At 43.4% G+C, this 19,142-nt stretch carries 17 protein-coding genes; 8 read left to right on the top strand and 9 right to left on the bottom strand.

Annotated features, from left to right (window positions below; translation table 11 throughout):
* Positions 1–388 precede the first annotated feature (388 nt).
* The 4 genes from F0228_RS23255 to phaC all read left to right on the top strand — a co-directional run bounded on the left by F0228_RS23255 (position 389) and on the right by phaC (position 4,749).
* Positions 389–1,129: an SDR family oxidoreductase gene (locus tag F0228_RS23255; RefSeq protein ID WP_061030852.1), complete on the top strand. Its 741-nt coding sequence runs from the start codon at positions 389–391 to the stop codon at positions 1,127–1,129.
* A 26-nt stretch (positions 1,130–1,155) separates the two neighbouring features.
* Complete coding sequence (locus F0228_RS23250) at positions 1,156–2,367, top strand: acetyl-CoA C-acetyltransferase (protein WP_171730783.1); 1,212 nt, start codon at positions 1,156–1,158, stop codon at positions 2,365–2,367.
* 132 nt (positions 2,368–2,499) lie between these two features.
* Positions 2,500–2,847 carry a phasin family protein gene (locus F0228_RS23245; RefSeq protein ID WP_008219299.1) on the top strand — a complete coding sequence of 116 codons (348 nt, stop codon included), beginning with the start codon at positions 2,500–2,502 and terminating at the stop codon, positions 2,845–2,847.
* Between the two features lie 75 nt (positions 2,848–2,922).
* Entirely contained in the window at positions 2,923–4,749 is a 1,827-nt protein-coding gene (gene phaC / locus F0228_RS23240; protein WP_171762865.1) for a class I poly(R)-hydroxyalkanoic acid synthase, read from the top strand.
* 120 nt (positions 4,750–4,869) lie between these two features.
* Here phaC and F0228_RS23235 read toward each other — a convergent pair whose 3' ends face one another.
* The 6 genes from F0228_RS23235 to napF all read right to left on the bottom strand — a co-directional run bounded on the left by F0228_RS23235 (position 4,870) and on the right by napF (position 9,485).
* Positions 4,870–5,007, bottom strand: coding sequence for a TIGR02808 family protein (locus F0228_RS23235; RefSeq protein WP_008219295.1), 138 nt, complete (start codon positions 5,005–5,007; stop codon positions 4,870–4,872).
* Positions 5,008–5,018: 11 nt separating this feature from the next.
* Positions 5,019–5,597: a NapC/NirT family cytochrome c gene (locus F0228_RS23230; protein WP_008219293.1), complete on the bottom strand. Its 579-nt coding sequence runs from the start codon at positions 5,595–5,597 to the stop codon at positions 5,019–5,021.
* A 29-nt stretch (positions 5,598–5,626) separates the two neighbouring features.
* A complete protein-coding gene (locus tag F0228_RS23225) occupies positions 5,627–6,082 on the bottom strand; it encodes a nitrate reductase cytochrome c-type subunit (RefSeq protein ID WP_008219291.1) in 456 nt (151 codons plus the stop codon).
* 109 nt (positions 6,083–6,191) lie between these two features.
* Positions 6,192–8,681, bottom strand: coding sequence for a periplasmic nitrate reductase subunit alpha (gene napA / locus F0228_RS23220; protein WP_171730729.1), 2,490 nt, complete (start codon positions 8,679–8,681; stop codon positions 6,192–6,194).
* Entirely contained in the window at positions 8,678–8,983 is a 306-nt protein-coding gene (locus tag F0228_RS23215) for a chaperone NapD (RefSeq protein WP_017058194.1), read from the bottom strand. Before F0228_RS23215 ends, napA begins: the two co-directional genes overlap by 4 nt.
* Before the next feature lie 22 nt (positions 8,984–9,005).
* Positions 9,006–9,485 (bottom strand): ferredoxin-type protein NapF, encoded by a 480-nt coding sequence (napF, locus tag F0228_RS23210; protein WP_061030856.1) that lies wholly within the window; start codon positions 9,483–9,485, stop codon positions 9,006–9,008.
* A 253-nt stretch (positions 9,486–9,738) separates the two neighbouring features.
* On the opposite strand from napF, the gene narQ reads away from it, so the two are divergent.
* Both narQ and F0228_RS23200 read left to right on the top strand, forming a co-directional pair.
* Positions 9,739–11,469: a nitrate/nitrite two-component system sensor histidine kinase NarQ gene (gene narQ / locus F0228_RS23205; protein WP_061030857.1), complete on the top strand. Its 1,731-nt coding sequence runs from the start codon at positions 9,739–9,741 to the stop codon at positions 11,467–11,469.
* Positions 11,456–12,088, top strand: a complete 633-nt coding sequence (locus F0228_RS23200; RefSeq protein ID WP_061030858.1) for a response regulator — start codon at positions 11,456–11,458, stop codon at positions 12,086–12,088. The genes narQ and F0228_RS23200 overlap by 14 nt, the downstream gene beginning before the upstream one ends.
* Before the next feature lie 160 nt (positions 12,089–12,248).
* On the opposite strand, the gene dcuC is transcribed toward F0228_RS23200, so the two are convergent.
* The 3 genes from dcuC to F0228_RS23185 all read right to left on the bottom strand — a co-directional run bounded on the left by dcuC (position 12,249) and on the right by F0228_RS23185 (position 15,266).
* Positions 12,249–13,616, bottom strand: coding sequence for an anaerobic C4-dicarboxylate transporter DcuC (dcuC, locus tag F0228_RS23195; RefSeq protein ID WP_032498406.1), 1,368 nt, complete (start codon positions 13,614–13,616; stop codon positions 12,249–12,251).
* Between the two features lie 446 nt (positions 13,617–14,062).
* The gene (locus F0228_RS23190) at positions 14,063–14,569 is read right to left on the bottom strand and encodes a hypothetical protein (RefSeq protein ID WP_105058255.1); all 507 of its coding nucleotides are present in this window, start codon (positions 14,567–14,569) and stop codon (positions 14,063–14,065) included.
* Positions 14,562–15,266 carry a winged helix-turn-helix domain-containing protein gene (locus F0228_RS23185; protein WP_061030860.1) on the bottom strand — a complete coding sequence of 235 codons (705 nt, stop codon included), beginning with the start codon at positions 15,264–15,266 and terminating at the stop codon, positions 14,562–14,564. The genes F0228_RS23190 and F0228_RS23185 overlap by 8 nt, the downstream gene beginning before the upstream one ends.
* 395 nt (positions 15,267–15,661) lie before the next feature.
* Between F0228_RS23185 and F0228_RS23180 the strand changes: the two genes are divergently transcribed.
* Positions 15,662–17,851, top strand: coding sequence for a lipase (locus tag F0228_RS23180; RefSeq protein ID WP_253820324.1), 2,190 nt, complete (start codon positions 15,662–15,664; stop codon positions 17,849–17,851).
* Positions 17,841–19,034: an outer membrane protein transport protein gene (locus F0228_RS23175; protein WP_061030861.1), complete on the top strand. Its 1,194-nt coding sequence runs from the start codon at positions 17,841–17,843 to the stop codon at positions 19,032–19,034. Before F0228_RS23180 ends, F0228_RS23175 begins: the two co-directional genes overlap by 11 nt.
* The last annotated feature ends 108 nt before the right edge of the window (positions 19,035–19,142 follow it).

The raw sequence follows: 19,142 nt of genomic DNA, 5'->3' as shown, positions 1-19,142 counted from the left end.
AGATGTGTATAAGAGACAGCTTTACTACTATTTCGGTAGTCAATAAATTGTAAATTCAATATTGCATTCTTATTGAAACAAGGTGCGGATTATATTTTTATCTTGGTTTTACAGTGACTTATCGTTTTGTTGATACAAGTAATATTAAAAATATCTGTTTAAAATCAATGGTTTGGTGTGGCTTTACATATGTGCAACATTTCACGGTTTTTGAGATCCAAGTCAGGTTTCTAGACATCAATAGAAATTATTTTCTGTTTGTAATAATAAATTTTGATTTTGATATGTAGTGTTTAATTAAAGAGAAATGAAAAGATTAATTATCGAGTAAGACATTATCTTATTAACATCATTGTTATTTAATTGCTTGTAAGGGATGGAACCATTAATGAAAAAACTTGCTTTAATTACAGGGTCAAAGGGCGGTATCGGATCGGCTATATCATCTAAGTTGGTCGCCGACGGATATCGTGTAATTGCAACGTACTTTACCGGAAACTACCAGTGTGCATTGGATTGGTTCAACGAGAAACAATTTACTGAAGATCAAGTGAGATTGTTTGAATTGGATGTCACCAATACAGAAGAGTGCGCATTGAGCTTGAGCAAGTTATTAGAGGAAGAGGGAACCGTTGATGTTCTCGTTAATAACGCTGGCATCACACGTGATAGCGTATTTAAAAAGATGAACGCCGAAGCGTGGAAAGAGGTTATCGAAACGAACTTAAACAGTTTGTTCAACGTGACTCAACCGCTGTTCGCACCTATGTGTGAGAAAGGAAACTGCCGTGTCATCAATATCTCGTCAGTGAATGGCCTTAAAGGGCAATTCGGACAAACCAACTACTCGGCGGCAAAAGCTGGGATGATTGGTTTTTCGAAAGCCTTAGCTGCAGAAGGCGCTCGCAGTGGCGTAACAGTGAACGTGATTGCCCCTGGCTACACTGCAACCCCAATGGTTGAGCAAATGAAGCCTGAAGTATTGGATTCAATCAAGAACCAAATCCCAATGAAACGTTTAGCAACACCAGTGGAAATTGCCGAAGCGGTTGGATTCCTAGCAAGCGATTCAGGTGCGTATATTACGGGCGAGACTTTGTCTGTAAATGGCGGCTTGTACATGCACTAATTGGCGAAACTGACAGGAATTGAATGATGGAAAAAGTATTTATTGTTGCAGCGAAACGTACACCAATTGGTTCATTTACGGGTTCATTGAAAAACGTTAGTGCGGGTGAGTTGGCTGGCGTAGCAATTAAAGGTGCTCTGGATTCAGTAGCTCTTCCTCTAGATGTCATTGATGAAGTGATCGTAGGTAACGTGATCTCAGCAGGGCAAGGTATGGGCGTTGCACGTCAGGCTTCAATCTACGCAGGGCTACCTGAAGAGACTCCAGCTTACGGCGTTAATATGATCTGCGGTAGTGGTATGAAATCAGTCATGGACGCTGCAGCTCATATTAAAGCGCAAGATGCAGAAATCGTGGTTGCTGCGGGCGTGGAAGTGATGTCTCAAATCCCTTTCGTGCTTCCGCCAAGTATTCGTAACGGACACAAAATGGGCGACATTTCGATGAAAGATCTGCTTGTTGGCGATGGTCTGACGGATGCTTTCAATCATTACCACATGGGTGTGACTGCGGAGAACATTGCGAATGCATTGAATATATCGCGCCTTGCTCAAGACAACTACGCGCTAGAAAGCCAACAAAAAGCGGTAGCTGCGATTGAAGCGGGTAAGTTTGATGAGCAAATTGTGCCTGTTGAAGTGAAACAGCGCAGGCAGACCGTCACCTTTGATACCGATGAATATCCGAAAGCGGATGCAACGTTCGAAGGTTTGCAAAAGCTTCGTCCTGCATTCGACCGTGAAGGTACGGTCACTGCGGGCAACGCTTCAGGTATCAATGATGGCGCGAGTGCAATCATATTGGCTTCAGAGAATGCTGTAACAAAATACGGCCTGACACCACTGGTCGAGCTAACAAGCTACGCACAATCTGGATTAGACCCAAAGATCATGGGATTGGGTCCAGTAGAGGCTGTATCTAAAGCGCTGGATAAAGCTGACTTAACACTCGAGCAAGTTGATCTTTTTGAATTAAACGAAGCGTTTGCGGCTCAAGCTTTAGGTGTGATGTATCAGTTATCAGAGCAACACGATCTGCCTCTTGAAGCCTTTAAACCAAAAGTGAATGTCAATGGCGGCGCGATTGCCCTAGGTCATCCTCTAGGAGCGTCAGGCAACCGAATCATTGTTTCACTCATCCACGAAATGCTTGAGCAAAAGACCAGTTATGGCGTTGCTTCACTCTGCGTCGGTGGGGGAATGGGAACCGCTGTTCTGCTTAAGGGTATTGAAGGTTAACGCCGGATGTATCGTTGGCAAGCTAAACAATTTATCGCTGCAGTCTACAAGGTGCGTTAGCAAACCATCGCACCTTAACTGAAACGATATCAGTACCAATTTACTACACTATGTATTCATCAGGAGTTACTTATGTACACGGATATTTTTAAAACGATTACTGACCAAACTGAAAAGCAATTTGAACCGTACTTCAAGTTCAACAAGTTGGTTGCAAAGAACGTTCAAACAATGACGGAATTGCAAATGAATGCGATGCAGACTTACACGGATATGGGTCTTGCTCAAATGAAAGCAGTAAGTGAAATTAAAGATGTGAACAGCCTTACGGCATTCAACAGCCAGCAACTAGCAGCGTTAACTCAACTCTCTCAACAGATGATGAGTGACAGTGCTAAGCTTCAAGCTGTGGCAAAAGAGTTCAAAGAAGATGTTGAAACACTAACGACTGAAAACTTGAAAACAGTTACGCCTGCATAAATAAAATCGCCATCGAATCAGCACAGTGCTTACTGTGAGGCTCGGTGGCGATTTTCCGATTATTGGAGTCATGTTATGTTTCAACACTTCTTTTCGGACTACCTTGTTAAACTTCAACAAACAAACCTGCAATGGTGGGAAAACTTTGAACAAAACAAGGAAGCCGCGCAATCTCCCCTAAATCAAGCGATGCAAGAGTTGAATTTTGATGATGCGTCAAAAATCTTCGAGCAAGCCGCTAACCAACCCGCCGTTCTCCTTCAGTTACAATCCCAGTGGTGGGAACAGCAACTTAAGATTTGGCAAAATGCCGCACTGATGGGTAATACCGAAAGCGTCATTACTGAAGAGCGCAGTGATAAACGCTTTATTGATGAAGCGTGGAAAAATGACCCGTTTTACAGCTTTATCAAGCAGTCTTATTTGTTATTCAGCAAAAGCTATATAGACACCATTAATTCAATCGAAGGCATAGACGAGAAAACCAAGGAACGTGTGGCGTTCTTTTCACGTCAGGCTATCAATGCTCTTTCTCCTAGTAACTTCATTGCGACTAACCCAGAGTTGATGAAGCTAACGCTTGAGCGCAATGGTGAAAACTTGCTAGATGGGCTTGAACAGCTACAAGCTGATGTTGAAGCGAGCGCGGATATCCTAAAGATCCGTATGACCAACAATAATGCCTTCCGATTAGGTGTTGATGTTGCGAACACGGAAGGTGATGTCGTTTTTCAAAACGAGCTGTTCGAGCTTATTCAATACTACCCAAAAACACCTCAAGTGAACGCGACGCCTTTGTTGATCGTTCCTCCATTCATCAATAAGTATTACATTCTCGACCTTCGTGAAAAGAACTCAATGGTTCGTTGGTTGCTTGAGCAAGGGCACAGCGTCTTCATGATGTCTTGGCGCAACCCAGGTGAAGCGCAAAAAGACTTAGAGTTCGGTGACTATGTCACGGAAGGCGTAGCGAAAGCCGTGACGGCAATTGAAGATATCACGGGTAAAGAGCAAATCAATGCTGCAGGTTACTGCATTGGTGGTACTGTTCTCGCTTCAACGGTCGCTTACTATGCTGCTAAAAGAATGAAGAAACGCATTAAAACCGCGACCTTCTTTACGACTCTATTAGACTTCTCTCAGCCGGGAGAGGTTGGCGCATATATCAATGAAACGATCATTAACGCCATTGAGAAACAGAACGATGCTAAAGGGTTCATGGATGGTCGTTCATTAAGCGTGACATTCAGTTTGCTTCGTGAAAACAGCCTGTACTGGAACTACTACATTGATAACTACCTAAAAGGCAGCAGCCCAATGGAGTTTGATCTGTTGTACTGGAACAGTGACAGCACTAACGTTGCAGCTAAATGCCATAATTTTTTGCTGCGTGAACTCTACCTTGAGAATAAACTTGTTCAAGACAAAGGCGTGAAAGTAGGCGGTGTCTGGATTGACCTGAATAAGATCAAAATACCAAGCTACTTCATCTCGGCTAAAGAAGACCATATTGCCTTATGGCAGGGGACTTACCGCGGCGCACTGAATACCGGTGGTAATAAAACGTTTGTGCTTGGAGAGTCTGGTCATATTGCAGGCATTGTTAATCACCCAGACAAGAAAAAGTATGGATTCTGGCTAAACGATAACTTGGATGATTCTGCAGACGAGTGGCTATCGAATGCGACTCACAATGAAGGCTCATGGTGGACTCACTGGAATCAATGGCTGCAGGGCTTTGAAGCAGATGAGAAAATCGAACCGTTTAATCAAGGTTCTGAGCTGCACCCTGTAATTGGCAAGGCGCCGGGTAACTACGTAAAACAGGTACTTCCTATCGTCGATAAAGAGAACGTTGATACAGAAGTCGCAGAGAAAGACGTACCGGAAAGTGAAGCCTAAAGTACGTATACGTATTTGAAAGTACAGAACGTGAAACAATAAAAAAGCCACTGAATTCAGTGGCTTTTTCGTGTCAACCTATCTTAAGAATAACTGATAGCGTTGATGTAATGTCGATTCTTAATCGATTTCTTTGTCTTTACCCATAGATAAAATCCAAAGAGACACGGCTGCAACACCTACGAAGCCACCAAGAATGATAACTGGCATAGCACTGTAACCTAGGATATGCCAAATTACGCTCTCTAAAGTACTCATTCAATTGCTCCTTATTGCCAGCCTTCAACGCCATGCATGTCTGGTAGTTTATGTGCGATGCCTTTGTGGCAGTCTACACATGTCTTCTCACCAGAAGCCAGCGCTGTTGAGTGTTGTTTCGCACTACGAGGACTCTGTTCGGAGAAGTCCATGTAATCGAACTGGTGACAGTTACGACACTCAAGTGAATCGTTCTTCTTCAATCGAGCCCATTCGCGCTCAGCTAAGTGATGACGACGCTCTTTGAATTTCTCAGGCGTATCAATCGTCTTTGAAATAAAGTGAGCATATAGCTCTTTTGATGCTTGAACTTTACGAACAATCTTATCCGTCCACTCATGCGGTACGTGACAGTCTGAACAGATTGCACGAACGCCTGAACGGTTAGAGTAGTGAATCGTCTCTTGGATCTCTTCAACGATAGGTGCGTGACAGCCAGAACAGAACTCTTCTGTATTGGTTGCTTCCATACCCGTGTTAAATGCCCCCCAGAATAAAAGACCACCAGAGAACCCCAAGAAAAGTACAAGGCCTACGGCTGCTTTACTTGGAGTTGTCAGTCTTTTCCAAAACGCTTTCAATAATTTCATATAATAGCCTCTCTACAATACGGCTAAGATTAGCGTAGTGAGTCAACAGGTTTGAACTCGTTCTCTACTAATGGTTTCGCATTAGCTTGAGGAACGTGACACTGCAGACAGAAGTAACGACGAGGTGAAACGTCAGCAAGTACTGCATCTTCACGGTTCATGTAGTGAGTAACACTAATTTTTGTTGCACCCATCTCTTTCGCATTTTTCCAGCTGTGGCAAGACAGACATTTGTTTGCGTTCAGAGAGACTTCGTAGCTACGGATATTGTGAGGTACCAATGGTGGTTGGTATACGTAATCGCTCTCAAGCACTTGGTCGCGAGGGTACTTTTTGAAGTCGTCTGCTGCACGCGTTGCTTCAAGTTCACTTACACCACGTAAAGACTCTACGCCACCAATGCCGCCAGGGTTATCCAGCTCAGCTTGAGCCACGCCAGCTAGCAAAAGACCAGCTGATAGTAGGGCAGTAATCAGTTTTTTCATGTTAATTTCTCCGCCTAAAGGCTAATTCTTTGAGAGGGCTACTCTTTCTAAATGGTGAAAAAGTAGCCACAATATTAAATACTTAAGATCGTTTCTCTAAGCCTAGGGCTTAAGCAACTTTAGTGATCTTAACTGGACACTTCTTGTAGTCCGTCTGTTTAGACAGAGGATCCGTTGCATCCAAGATCAACTTGTTGATCAGAATTCTTGCATCAAAGAACGGTACGAATACCAAGCCTTGTGGTGGACGGTTACGGCCGCGAGTTTCAACACGCACACGAACTTCACCACGTTTGTTTTCGATAAGAACTTCATCACCACGGCGTAAGCCACGAGCTTTAGCGTCAGCAGGGTGCATGTAACAAAGTGCATCCGGTACTGCCTTGTAAAGTTCTGGTACACGACGAGTCATAGTACCTGTGTGCCAGTGCTCAAGAACACGACCTGTACATAGCCACATATCGTATTCATCGTTTGGTACTTCAGGTGGCGCTTCGTATGGAGCATTGATGATCAGTGCTTTACCATCTGGCTTGCCGTAGAAGTCCCAACCAGAACCTTTCTTAGCGTATGGATCTGAGCCTTCTTTAAAGCGCCATAGTGTTTCTTTACCGTCAACAACTGGCCAGCGTAGGCCGCGTACTTTGTGGTAAGTATCGTATGGTGCTAAATCGTGACCGTGGTCGCGACCAAAGGCTGCGTATTCTTCGAATAGACCTTTTTGAACGTAGAAACCTTGTGCTTGTGCATCGTCGTTAAGCTCTTGAGCTTCAGACAGAGGGAAAGCATCAACATTGCCGTTTTTGTAAAGCACGTCGTACATGGTTTTGCCACGGTACTCAGGCATTTTCGCAACCAGTTCTTCACCCCAAACTTCTTCAATAGTGAAGCGTTTAGAGAACTCCATGATTTGCCATAGGTCAGACTTAGCTTCACCTACCGTTTTCACTTGTTGGTACCATGCTTGTGTACGACGCTCAGCGTTACCGTAAGCACCTTCTTTCTCAATCCACATTGCTGTAGGAAGGATAAGGTCAGCCGCTTGAGCGGTTGCTGTTGGGTACGGGTCTGAACAAACAATGAAGTTATCTGGGTTACGGTAACCAGGTAGACGCTCAGTGTTGATGTTTGGACCAGCTTGCATGTTGTTGTTACACATTACCCAGTAAGCGTTGATAGTACCGTCTTTTAATGCACGGTCTTGAGCAACAGCGTGTTTACCAGGTTTTGCTGGGATAGTGCCTTCTGGAAGTTTCCAGATGTCTTCTGCAATCTTACGGTGTTTAGGGTTAGCAACCACCATATCTGCAGGTAGACGGTGAGAGAACGTACCTACTTCACGAGCTGTACCACACGCAGATGGTTGGCCCGTTAGTGAGAATGGGCTGTTACCTGGAGTAGAAATCTTACCTGTTAGAAGGTGGATGTTGTACACAAGGCTGTTCATCCATACACCACGAGTATGTTGGTTCATACCCATTGTCCATAGAGACATTACTTTGATGTTTGGATCCGCGTATTGCTTAGCAAGTTTGATCAGGTTCTCTTCAGATACGCCTGACATTTCAGATGCTTTTTCTACTGTGTACTCTGCAACTGCTGCTTTGTACTCTTCGAAAGTGATTGCAGTCATTGCACCTGAGTTAGGGTTTGCTGCTGCTTTCTGTAGTGGGTCGTCATCACGAAGGCCGTAACCAATGTCAGTTGTTGCCTGTTTGAAGTGCGTGTGCTTGTTTACGAAGTCCCAGTTAACCGCATCGTTTTGAATGATGTAGTTTGCGATGAAGTTAGCGATCGCAAGGTCAGACTGAGGGTTGAAGATGTAACCAGTGTCAGCAAGCTCAAAAGAACGGTGGTAGTACGTAGATAGTACGTTTACTTGAACGTGTGGGTGGCTTAGACGACGGTCTGTAATACGAGTCCATAGTACTGGGTGCATTTCTGCCATGTTTGAACCCCACAGTACAAATGCGTCTGCGTGTTCAAAGTCATCGTAACAACCCATTGGCTCATCGATACCGAAGGTACGCATGAATGCACCTACCGCAGAAGCCATACAGTGACGAGCGTTTGGATCGATGTTGTTTGAACGGAAACCCGCTTTCATCATCTTAACGGCTGCGTAGCCTTCCATAACTGTCCACTGACCAGAACCGAACATACCAACACCTGTTGGGCCGTTCTTCTTAAGAGACGCTTTCCATTTCTCAGCCATCACGTCGAACGCTTTGTCCCAAGATACTGGTGCGAAATCACCATCTTTATGGAACTCGCCATCTTTCATACGAAGAAGAGGTTGTTCTAGACGGTCTTTGCCGTACATGATTTTTGAAAGGAAGTAGCCTTTGATACAGTTAAGGCCTTTGTTTACCGGTGCTTCTGGGTCGCCTTGAGTCGCAACCACTTTGCCGTTTTGAGTACCTACTAGTACCGAACAGCCCGTACCACAAAAACGACAAGGCGCTTTATCCCACGTGATTTTTGTTTGATCTGAGCTAGCAATCAGGTTGGTTGCTGTTGCCGGTAGTGTTACACCTGCAACGGCTGCCGCTGATGCAGCTGCGTTTGCTTTCACAAACGCACGTCTTGTCATTTTCATACTTCACCCTCAAGTTGAGAATTGTTGCTTCCAGTTTCTAAATCCGTTTCTTCTAGTCCAGTTTCGATTTGGTGATAAACCAAAGCTGTCCCTAAAACGTTCTTAATGTTGTTTATTGCTTCGATGGTGTCCGTTACAAAACCTTGGTTCTCGGTTTCCAGGACCACGATGATTTTGCCTTCAGGGCTATCTCCGTAGATTTCAGCGTTATCGAATTGTTCGATCTCAGCTTTGATCTCATTGAGATGCTCTGGGCTCACATGCACGACTAAACTTGATATATGCACTTCATTTAGTGCCATAAATTGCTCTCGTTATTTTTATTTATGCATTACTCACAAGAATAGCTGAAGTAGGGCAAACTGCTACGCAGGCTCCACAACCGCTACACTCATCTAACTCGATTTTTGGTAGAGCAACACTGCCTGCTCTAAGTTGAAATTGAATGGCCATAGGTTCACACATGTCACCACAGCTTCGGCATTCAACATTTTGTTGCGCTAAACACTTATCAGAAATACGTGCTTTTGCTTGCCAAGGCTCTCCTTGCTTTGGCTTAAAAATGGGTTCCGGACAAACGTCTGCACATTGATAGCAGAAAGTACATTCATCGATAGAGAAATCGACAGTGGGGAACCCACCATCACCTACAATGATTATCTTAGTCTCACAACTCTCGATGCATTTTCCGCAGCGAGTGCAATCATCTACAAAGCTCTCTAGGTTATTAATCCAAGGCAAACGAATTTGGCTTGAATCGACTTTTTTTCTAGAAAACAGACGACGTTTTGACAGATCTACCACTAAAAACCCCTAGATGTTGCTAAGATGTTGTAATTGTAGGTCATTATTTCATTAATATCTTGTAATTTGTCATCACAAGTAGTGTAGGTTTAGAAACAATTGTATAAATACCCCCTAAGGGCTAATTGGGGGTATATATTGTCATAGATCAATAAATTACGAGGCGAGTGATCACATATTGAATGGAGCTATGATTTTTGATGTGTGACAATACGAGCCTAATAGCAAGTTATATATCAATAGGAAGTCACGTTTGCTTATAAAACCGGTCTCATCTGTTACTAGTACAATAGCTAAGTCATTACTCTCTATATTGCTGTTGTCCGTTGCTACTACTGGCTTTGCTATCTTTACCTTAGCTTCAAGCCTGAACGATGCTGAGGCTGTCAATGTAGCCGGTTCGATGCGTATGCAAAGCTATCGTTTAGCCCATGATATTCAAATAGAATCTGTTGATTTCGATTCCCATATCCGTGAGTTTGAAAGTTCACTTTATTCGCCTTCGATGACTAAATTGGTGAGTTGGGATGTTCCGACGGATATCACAGAAGACTACTACCTAATTATTGGCCGTTGGCATGAATTGAAACGCGTTCTGAATAGTGAAGACCGTAAACACTATCTCGTGTTGGTTGAAAACTTCGTAACTGAGATCGATGGATTTGTTTTTAAACTGCAAGAATTCTCAGAAGACAAATTGATTAAACTGGCGTGGGCTGGTGGTATCGGTTTGGGCGGAATTCTCGTCATATCTCTTTTTGTTGTTCATTTTGTACGTAAACAGGTTGTTAAACCGCTACATGCTCTTGTCGGTGCGAGCCAAAGAATCAAAAACAGCGACTTCGAGGTAGAACTCAAAGTGACCAGTAACAACGAAATGGGCATTTTGACCAAAACCTTCAACTCGATGGCCAAAGATTTAGGCGTGCTTTATCGAAACCTTGAAGATGTGGTGGATGCCAAGACGATTGAGCTGCAAAATGCGAACCAGTCGCTGCAGGCACTTTATAACTCGTCACAAGAGCTCACGGTTACGCGTATTGCTCCTGAAAACTTCCGAGCTATCTTGCAGCATCTCGTGAGCTTGGAAGGGATTGGATCACTGAGGCTCGAGATTGTAGATAACTCAGGCCGTTCGTTGATTATGGATGAAGGTTACGATTCGAATTTAGACTACGAAAAGTTTGAGATGAAACTCGACGATAACGAACTTATTCTCGGCTATTTATACTGTTCATATCACCACGGGCACTCAACTAAAGCTCTGATCGAAAGCTTCATTCAACTGCTATCGAGAGCGATCTACTACAATCGTGCTCAAAAGAAAGCTGAACAGCTTATTATCATGGAAGAGCGTGCCACGATTGCACGTGAACTCCACGATTCATTGGCTCAATCACTGTCGTACTTGAAAATCCAAGTTACACTATTAAAGCGTGTGATTGGCAAACTGCCAGAGCAACAGCACCGAGAGCAATCTGAACAAATAGCGTCTGAGATCGGAAACGGCTTAGCCGACGCTTATACCCAGTTAAGAGAACTACTCACCACATTTAGGTTGACCATTAAAGAGGGCAACTTTGGAGACGCCTTAAGTACCATGCTTGAGGAGCTCAGCGAGAGAACCGATGCGAAGATTAACCTCACTAATAATCTCTCATCGATCGAGCTTGATGCGCATAGTCAGGTTCACTTGCTTCAATTGATTCGTGAAGCAACAATAAATGCAATAAAACACGCCAATGCCGACTTGATAGATGTATGCTGTATCGATGAGGACGGTGAAGTATTAGTCGTGATAAAAGATAATGGAGATGGCTTTGACTCAAGTAGTTCCAAGGTGAACCACTACGGGATGAGCATTATGCAGGAGCGTGCGGCAAGACTGAATGGCGACTTGACGATTGAAGCGGCGCAAGGTGAAGGCTGTACAGTCATATTGAAATATAAAAGTTTGAAGGAAGTTAAAGTTGACGATTTGTAAAGTAATGCTGGTTGATGATCATCCATTGATGCGCAGAGGTATAAGCCAATTACTGAGCTTTGAAGACGAATTCGAAGTGATTGCAGAAGCAAGTAACGGCACTGAAGCGGTTGCTCTTGCTCATGAAGAAGAACCTGATTTGATCCTTTTGGATCTCAATATGAAGGGCATGTCTGGTTTAGATACCTTGAAAGCACTTCGCACTGACGGTTCTAGCGCAAACATTGTAATCCTGACGGTCTCTGACAGCCCTGCAGACATTGAAGCGATTGTAAAAGCGGGTGCTGATGGTTACTTGCTGAAAGACACCGAGCCTGATGAATTGATCGAACTTCTTAAGCAAGCACACGGTGGTGACAAGGCATACAGTAGTGTAGTTGCTCGTTACCTAAGTGACGCAGGTAGCCGCAACGACATTTTTGACCAATTGACGGAACGTGAAATGCAGATCCTGCAAGAAGTTGCGAAAGGTTACCGTAACAAGCAAATCGCGGACCACCTGTTTATTTCTGAATCGACAGTTAAGGTACATATGAAGAGCTTGCTGAAAAAGCTGCAAGTACCTTCTCGTACAGCTGCAACGGTTCTTTACCTAGAACGCTATGGTGAAATGAAGTAGGGCTTGGTCCTTTGAAATAACACTATTTCAAGCCGTATTATTCAATCCGCCTCTCCATAGCTGTAAAGGTGTTGCAGAGTGATATTAAAAAAGGCGCTGAACTTATTAAGTTCAGCGCCTTTTTGTTTAGGCATTATATATCTGTATAACTATTAACGACTTAAGCTGCCATTGGTACTAGAACAAGTGTTCCGAAGATAACCGTGATAAGGCCGCAGATGACTGGTACAGAGGTACGCTTTACCACTTCAAATGGGCTAATTTTACCCATGCCTGAAGTTGCTACCACTACGCCAGATACTGGAGAGATAGTACGACCTAGGTTTGATGCTTGAAGCATTGGGATAATAAGGAACGCTGGGTTTAGACCCATCTTCGCAGCCAGTGAAGGCGCAAGCTCAACGAATGCATAGAAAGGTGCATTACCAGAACCTGTCGCAATTGCCGCAGCAACCGTTAGACCTGTGAGGATAAGCATTAGTGCGATGCCGCCAGCGCCTGCTGCTTCAGCAAGACCGATTAGGTTATCAATTGCACCGATAGACATTAGGCCTTGAGCAAATACACCTGCCGCAACTAACAGCATTACAACGCCTTTAAATGCGTCCGCCATACCTTGGTAACAAGAATCTAGATCTTCTAGCGTCTTTTCACCGTCGAATTTCTTCACAACGTAATCAACAAGTGCACCAACGAAAATTGAGCCAACTACGATAGTGTAGATGTCTAGCTTAAGCCCTGGAATGGTACGGCCGTTGAATAGGAAAACACCGATGATAGGTAGGAAAGGAAGAGCCGCATAGAAAGCAGGCGCTGTTGTTTCAATCTCAGAAACATCAACTTTTTCCATTGGCGTGTTTTCTTTCTTATCTAGGTATTTGTTCCAGAAGAAAGCCGCTGCAGCCATTACGATGATTGCGCAGATTGACACTGGCAGTACCGTTTGAACCGCGAATACGTCAAGGTCTAAACCTGATTTCTCTGCAGCGATAACTACGTCACCCGATGTTGGTGAAAGAATGATAGCCGCCGGAGATGCACATACCGCAACCGCAGCTGGGCGAGAAATACCCATTGCCGTCATCATTGGGAATAGGGTAGCCATCAATAGCACGCCAAGGCCCGTTGCAGAACTTACTGCTAGAGACATCAGACACGCTACAATGTACGCAGCAACAAGCAGTGCGTATGGAGATTTGATAACAGACAGTGGCTTAGAGAACTGTTTCACTACCACGTTGTTTGCACCGATGTGCGTCATGTAAGAAGCGAAACCACAAAGAAGCATGATTTGCATACCTAGGCCGCCGCCACGGTACTGAAGCATGTATTTAACGAATTCTAGTGAATCGGTAACCATGTTACCTGTTGAAGCTATCTTAGCTGGTAAGACTGTGTGACCAATAAGGCCAGTAATAAGAAGAAGAGCAAGGCCAGCTGTTAGTAATACGCCCGCCGCCTTATAGCCTTTTACAATAAAGTAACCAACAGCGACGGTAACCACTAATCCGATCAAGAGTTCTAACATAGAAATCTCCACAAAGTTTAAAAAAATATAAGAAACTGTTTCAGAATATGACAATGAATGTACAGAAAACTGCACTGTGGCACGAGGCATAGTTGAGGTTGATATGATCTAAGACAAACATTTTTTTTGATGTTAATTGTGGTTGTAAATCGTGATTAACTACTGTTGTTTAGTTGTTAATAAACAAATTTTATCATTCGTTAGAATATAACTTGGATCACTTTTGAGTGGTTTTGTTGCATATAGTTGGCGAGGTTTATAAAATGCCAGGATTATCAGCCTAGTGACCGAAATGAACAGGGAAGGGCTATTATTCACATCATAGGTGGCTGTTTTCACGATCTGACGCCTACTTGATTGAGGATAGCTAGGCGTCAGCATTGGGATGAATCACTCGCAACTAGAGGTAGTTAGGCACGAGCGCTTTTTATATACGGAGCATGTATTTAATTGATATCCAATTCAGGCTCCGAATTTGAATATGCAGGTAACTCAGCACAGATGACCTTTTTGCAAAAATGAATTAATCCACGTTGGGTCACCAGTAATAGCTCTTCATCGTTCAACGGAATGTAAGTCATCGCATCTGAAGACAGAACTGCGCCTTCACTGATCATGACTTTCTCGTAAAACGTGAGATCTCGATTAGGAATGATCTGCTCATGTTGAGTTTCGTCTAACGAAATATCATGTTGGCTAACCGCGTAAGTACCTGATGAAGTAAAGCCCGCTTCTTTAGTCGAGACATAGAGCAGTTCATAGCTATTATTTTTCTTAAATTCGATATTAACTGAAGCCTGATTATAAATGATTTTATCAGGCGGATTTACTATCGAAGCGGTATTGGCTAAATAATGCCCTTTTAGGTACGCTTGAGGTATTAAAGTGGTTAACCAGCCAACTAATAGACCTAGCAGTCCCACTATCAAAAATATTTGTTTTACTTTATTCACAAGTCACTCCTTTAAATTCGCTTGGGAAGCTCAAAGAATTCCCTGAATTATCGATAATGATTTTTCGATCTTTATATTCATAAAGAGTAACGTTGTAGAGCTCGTTAAAAGTAAATTCATCGGTTTCTATCTTACAGGAAATAAAATGCTCTCCTGTTAGGCTTTCAGCCAAGGTATTTCTATCTAAGTACGAAAATAGATAATGGGATAGCACGGCTACAAGGGTAAATACGCCAAATAACGTCAACACATTACTGCTCTTTTTCGCAGGAGTTGTGGTTTCTTGTGTCGCTTCTTCTTTCGGAACAACCTCTAATGTTTGTTGCGAATCTTGCTTTGCTTGCGCTTGAATCTTACGAAGTGCACCTTCTTTATCTTGCGTTACTTGACCTGCGAATCGATATCCTTTGCCACGTTCAGTGACGATGATCATTCCACTCTTATCTTCTAGTGCTTTCCTGCAGATTGAGATGGTTTGCATTAGGCTTCCATCTTCAACGTAAATACCTTTAGACACCCAAACTTGTTCAATCAGGACTTGCCGTGTGATCACCTCGTTAGGTTTTGAGATGAAAAATTTAAGGAGCTCTGATTCATTAGAACCAATAGGGTATGTACGTCCTGTCTTAAAGTGGTGGATTTCACTCTCTTCTAAATTGACCTGTATATCATCATTGATAATAAATTCAGCAGACATTTGGGTTCTCATTGTTATAAGCGTTCTAACCTAAATATAACAAATACCGTTACAAATATAAACTTGCTGAATTTGTTGTCTTTGAGGTTTAAGTTTCTGAATTTTAAATTCTTATCGGCTTAATTATATTTCCTTATATACCTTTTTGAGGTTGTTTAATGTGGTTTAAGGTGCTTGGTGTTAGCAGCTATTGGATCATTAGCATGTGACGCTGATTTAGTGGGTGTGGGTTAAGTGCTCAAATTTCTTACGTAGTTCTATCAATGTGTCATTCCAACTTCGTGTTGCCTGCTCTCTGAAACAAATCGAGTCTATCTCTGACTCAAATGGCAACTCTAATAATGATAAATCGCATGACCACACCAGTTTAATGCTAAAGCTACGAAGGAGCTGTTTTGAAAGAATTCAATAAGCCATATTTATGTGGACTAATTACGCTTGCCTTACTCGGCTGTCAGTCTGAAGACTCGACTCAAGAACCTGTTTCAGTATTGGTTCCTTACAACATTAATGAACTACCAAAACCGAACGACGGATATGGGTACGACGACGATGGCACCATTACCGGAGTCGGCGAGCCCGCTGCCGCGATGTCATCGATGAATGACGCCTACTATCAGGATTACAATAACTCATACGCGGCTTTAGACGGCTGGGGACTTTGTGCGGAGCCTATTTTAATTCCATTACAAAGCATTAATTCTGATAAGCGTTTTCCACTGAATAATGAAACCTTAGCGGGGAATGTTGTATTAATTGATGGGGAAACAGGTGAGGAAGTGGGTACCCAAATATCCGCCGATGGTTCGAATATTAAAATTCAATGTGAATCTGGGTTAAAAGCGGGGACGACTTATTCTATTGTTGTCACCGATGGGGTAAAAACTGAATTCGCTGAGCCTTTAAAAGCAGACTCTAGTTTTGATGAATTGATATACTCAGATGTACCGCTACAAAGCAATAAAGAGGAGAATATTCAAGAGCAGGTACTAAATGCTATTGACTCATATTATGCACTTTATCCAGAGAAGGGTGTTCCTGTATATGCTGCTCAATTTAAAACTCAGAGCGCTTATTCCCCTCTGGATGCGATGAGAAGAAGCCATTTATTGTATGGGAGTTCTTTCTCTAGTGTCCTTCCTGAACTTAAAGAGGAAAAACGCGGGTACAATTTATACACAAAGGTCCTAAAAATCCCATCTTACTTACCTTTCACTAAAGAAAGGGAAGCGGAATGTACCGTCGATGAATTTGATCCGAAGAAAAATTGTCCACCACTTTATGAATGGATCACCAACACTGACGGTGGTTTCCCTACTGCTGACAATCCGATCCCCAAACTAACAGAAGATCTCGAGATAACAGCAGACATATACGTACCAAAAGAGTTCAACTGGGGTAGCTTTATAGAGTTACCGGTCGCTATTTTTATCCACGGTGTTACCGCTGAGCGAAGTACTGCATCTCTGATGGCTGCAGAATACACGAAAAAAGGTTATGCCGTTGTTGCTATTGATATGCCGTATCACGGGGAAAGAGTGCGTCATGACTCAAGTCCGGAACAAGTAGAAATAAGTGCTCGAGCGAACAAGGCGTTCTTCATCAATATTGATTCTCCTTTAGCGCTTCGTTCTAACCTCCAACAATCGGTTTCAGATTTTCTGGGTTTACGCTATGCGCTGAGCCAAGAAGGCTGGGTTGACAACGATAAGGTTCATTTAATCGGACAATCACTGGGGGGAATTATGTCGGTGATGGTGAGTGAGTTTAGCCAAGCAAGCCGTGATTTTCACTCGGATACTAATTCCAATTTTGAATTTAACACGGTGAACTTTGTTGTCCCTGGCCAAGGGCTCACTAATCTGGTTCTGTCATCTCAAACTTTAGGTCCAGAGATGTCTGAAGGGGTCAAACAGTCCCCAGACGTGCAGCGTGGTATTGCTGAAACGGTCATCCCCGATGTCTGTACTACGGATGCAACGAATCAAGAGTGTATTGAAGCGCTACGTGAGTTTGTCGCACTTTCAACAGACAACGCGTTACTTGTGAGCCAATTAGAGGATGACATTTTCAGTTTAGTGGTCACCGACCTTAAGCAGGGTGTTCAAACAACAATTGATAGTGCGGACCCGGCGAGTTTCATTTCTCGTCAAATTGAAGCACAGCAACCAACTCTTTTGTTAGCTGCTGTTGGAGATTGCGGTGAGACTTGCGACGTAGGAGTTGATTACGTTCCGGATAGCGTTATTCCAAACATAGCTCCAGACAATATTCGAACAGGTACTGAGCCGTTGATTACTGCGCTTGGTTTAGAGCCAATTACAGGTACATCGGAAAATACAGTACAAAAGCGCGGAGCGGTAAGAACAACCACCGGCGGACATGGAACCTATTTGTTTCCTTATGAAGGTCCCGTTGATGAAAATGGACTACCGGGTATGCCAGGCGACAATATGTCGGATGTGCTTGAAGCTGTCGACACTCAGCAAGTGGCTGTTGCTTCAATGGTAATGAGTGACGGTGCTGTCGTCGTCATCAATAACGAAGATCATATCGAAACAGAGGTGCCTCAAAATGAAGAATAAACTTTTATTGGGCACTGCAGCTGCTCTTGTTCCTTGCTTGACCAACGCGGCTGGATTCCAACTTAACGCGCAGTCTGCAACGGGTTTAGGTCGCGCGTTTGCCGGTGACGCTGTAATGGCGGATAGTGCTGCGATCGTCGCTAAGAACAGTGCTGCGATGGCTTACATCGAGCAACCTACACTCTCTGTCGGTGCTATCTATATCGATAGTGGTATCGATGTCTCTAATGTGAGCTACACGCCGATGATAGGCAATACAGAAACACTCGATGATCAATCTCTTGATGCGGGAACATTGGTTCCAAACCTTCATTATGTTCATCCTATTCAAGGCTCTAAATTTACCTTAGGTGCCACCGTACATTCTAACTTCGGTACCGATGTGGAATTTGATGACTCGTTCGAAGCGGATGAGTTTGGTGGGAAAACAGCGTTATCGAGTATTAATGTAGGTTTTGCGGTTGCCTATGAGCTGTCTGAGAAAATCAATTTAGGTGCTGGGCTCGATGTCATCTACGGGGAAGGCGAAATTCACAGGAAAAACCTGCTAGACGTTGATGCTGATGGATTTGGATTGGGCGCCAATATAGGTGCTACTTACCAAGTTAATGAAAACAACAGGTTTGGTATTACTTATCGATATAGCCCGGATATCGAAGTTGAAGGAGATATTACGAAAGGTGGAGTTCCTGCCGACAAGATGAATGTACCACTGCCAGATACATTGGAGTTTTCTGGTTGGCATCAACTTAACGAGCAATGGGCATTCCACTATAGCCTGCAATGGGTGAATTGGTCTGAGTTTGATTCACTGACTTCAGACTCTTATGACGACTCAATTAAAGAGTATCAATGGAAGGATGCAGGGCATGTATCGGTGGGGGGGACTTACACAATGTCGAAAGACGTCGTGCTACGAGCGGGTTACATGTACGACATATCTCCAACCGACGAGCTAACCTCTTTATCGATACCTGATGTAAACCGTCACTGGGTGACTGTTGGAGGAACTTACCACTTCACTGATGACAACTCGGTGGATGTAGGTATCGGCTTTATTATCGGAGAATCACAAAATATTGACGAAAGCCTGACGACGATTCCAGGAACGAGTTCCAATATTACTGCAGATGTTAGCGCTGACGCTGTTTTACTTGGTGTTCAATATCAACATCGTTTTTAACTTTTACTTTGGAGTTTAGAACGAAAACTTTAGGAATCATATAAACATTGCTGGGCTCGACAGTGAGTTGAGCCCAATTCTCATTATTAGCTGTTTTAGCATTATTTA

Source organism: Vibrio sp. 99K-1 (genome assembly GCF_013114585.1).
Taxonomy (GTDB): domain Bacteria; phylum Pseudomonadota; class Gammaproteobacteria; order Enterobacterales; family Vibrionaceae; genus Vibrio; species Vibrio chagasii_B.
This window is presented reverse-complemented; position numbering and strand designations above follow the sequence as displayed.

Bases quoted from the DNA above. Each gene is read 5' to 3' on its own strand.
- F0228_RS23215 (WP_017058194.1), bottom strand. From the start codon at position 8,983: ATGGCACTAAATGAAGTGCATATATCAAGTTTAGTCGTGCATGTGAGC.
- F0228_RS23235 (WP_008219295.1), bottom strand. From the start codon at position 5,007: ATGAGTACTTTAGAGAGCGTAATTTGGCATATCCTAGGTTACAGTGCT.
- dcuC (WP_032498406.1), bottom strand. From the start codon at position 13,616: ATGTTAGAACTCTTGATCGGATTAGTGGTTACCGTCGCTGTTGGTTAC.
- F0228_RS23230 (WP_008219293.1), bottom strand. From the start codon at position 5,597: ATGAAATTATTGAAAGCGTTTTGGAAAAGACTGACAACTCCAAGTAAA.
- F0228_RS23245 (WP_008219299.1), top strand. From the start codon at position 2,500: ATGTACACGGATATTTTTAAAACGATTACTGACCAAACTGAAAAGCAA.
- F0228_RS23250 (WP_171730783.1), top strand. From the start codon at position 1,156: ATGGAAAAAGTATTTATTGTTGCAGCGAAACGTACACCAATTGGTTCA.
- napA (WP_171730729.1), bottom strand. From the start codon at position 8,681: ATGAAAATGACAAGACGTGCGTTTGTGAAAGCAAACGCAGCTGCATCA.
- phaC (WP_171762865.1), top strand. From the start codon at position 2,923: ATGTTTCAACACTTCTTTTCGGACTACCTTGTTAAACTTCAACAAACA.
- F0228_RS23225 (WP_008219291.1), bottom strand. From the start codon at position 6,082: ATGAAAAAACTGATTACTGCCCTACTATCAGCTGGTCTTTTGCTAGCT.
- F0228_RS23185 (WP_061030860.1), bottom strand. From the start codon at position 15,266: ATGTCTGCTGAATTTATTATCAATGATGATATACAGGTCAATTTAGAA.
- F0228_RS23175 (WP_061030861.1), top strand. From the start codon at position 17,841: ATGAAGAATAAACTTTTATTGGGCACTGCAGCTGCTCTTGTTCCTTGC.
- F0228_RS23255 (WP_061030852.1), top strand. From the start codon at position 389: ATGAAAAAACTTGCTTTAATTACAGGGTCAAAGGGCGGTATCGGATCG.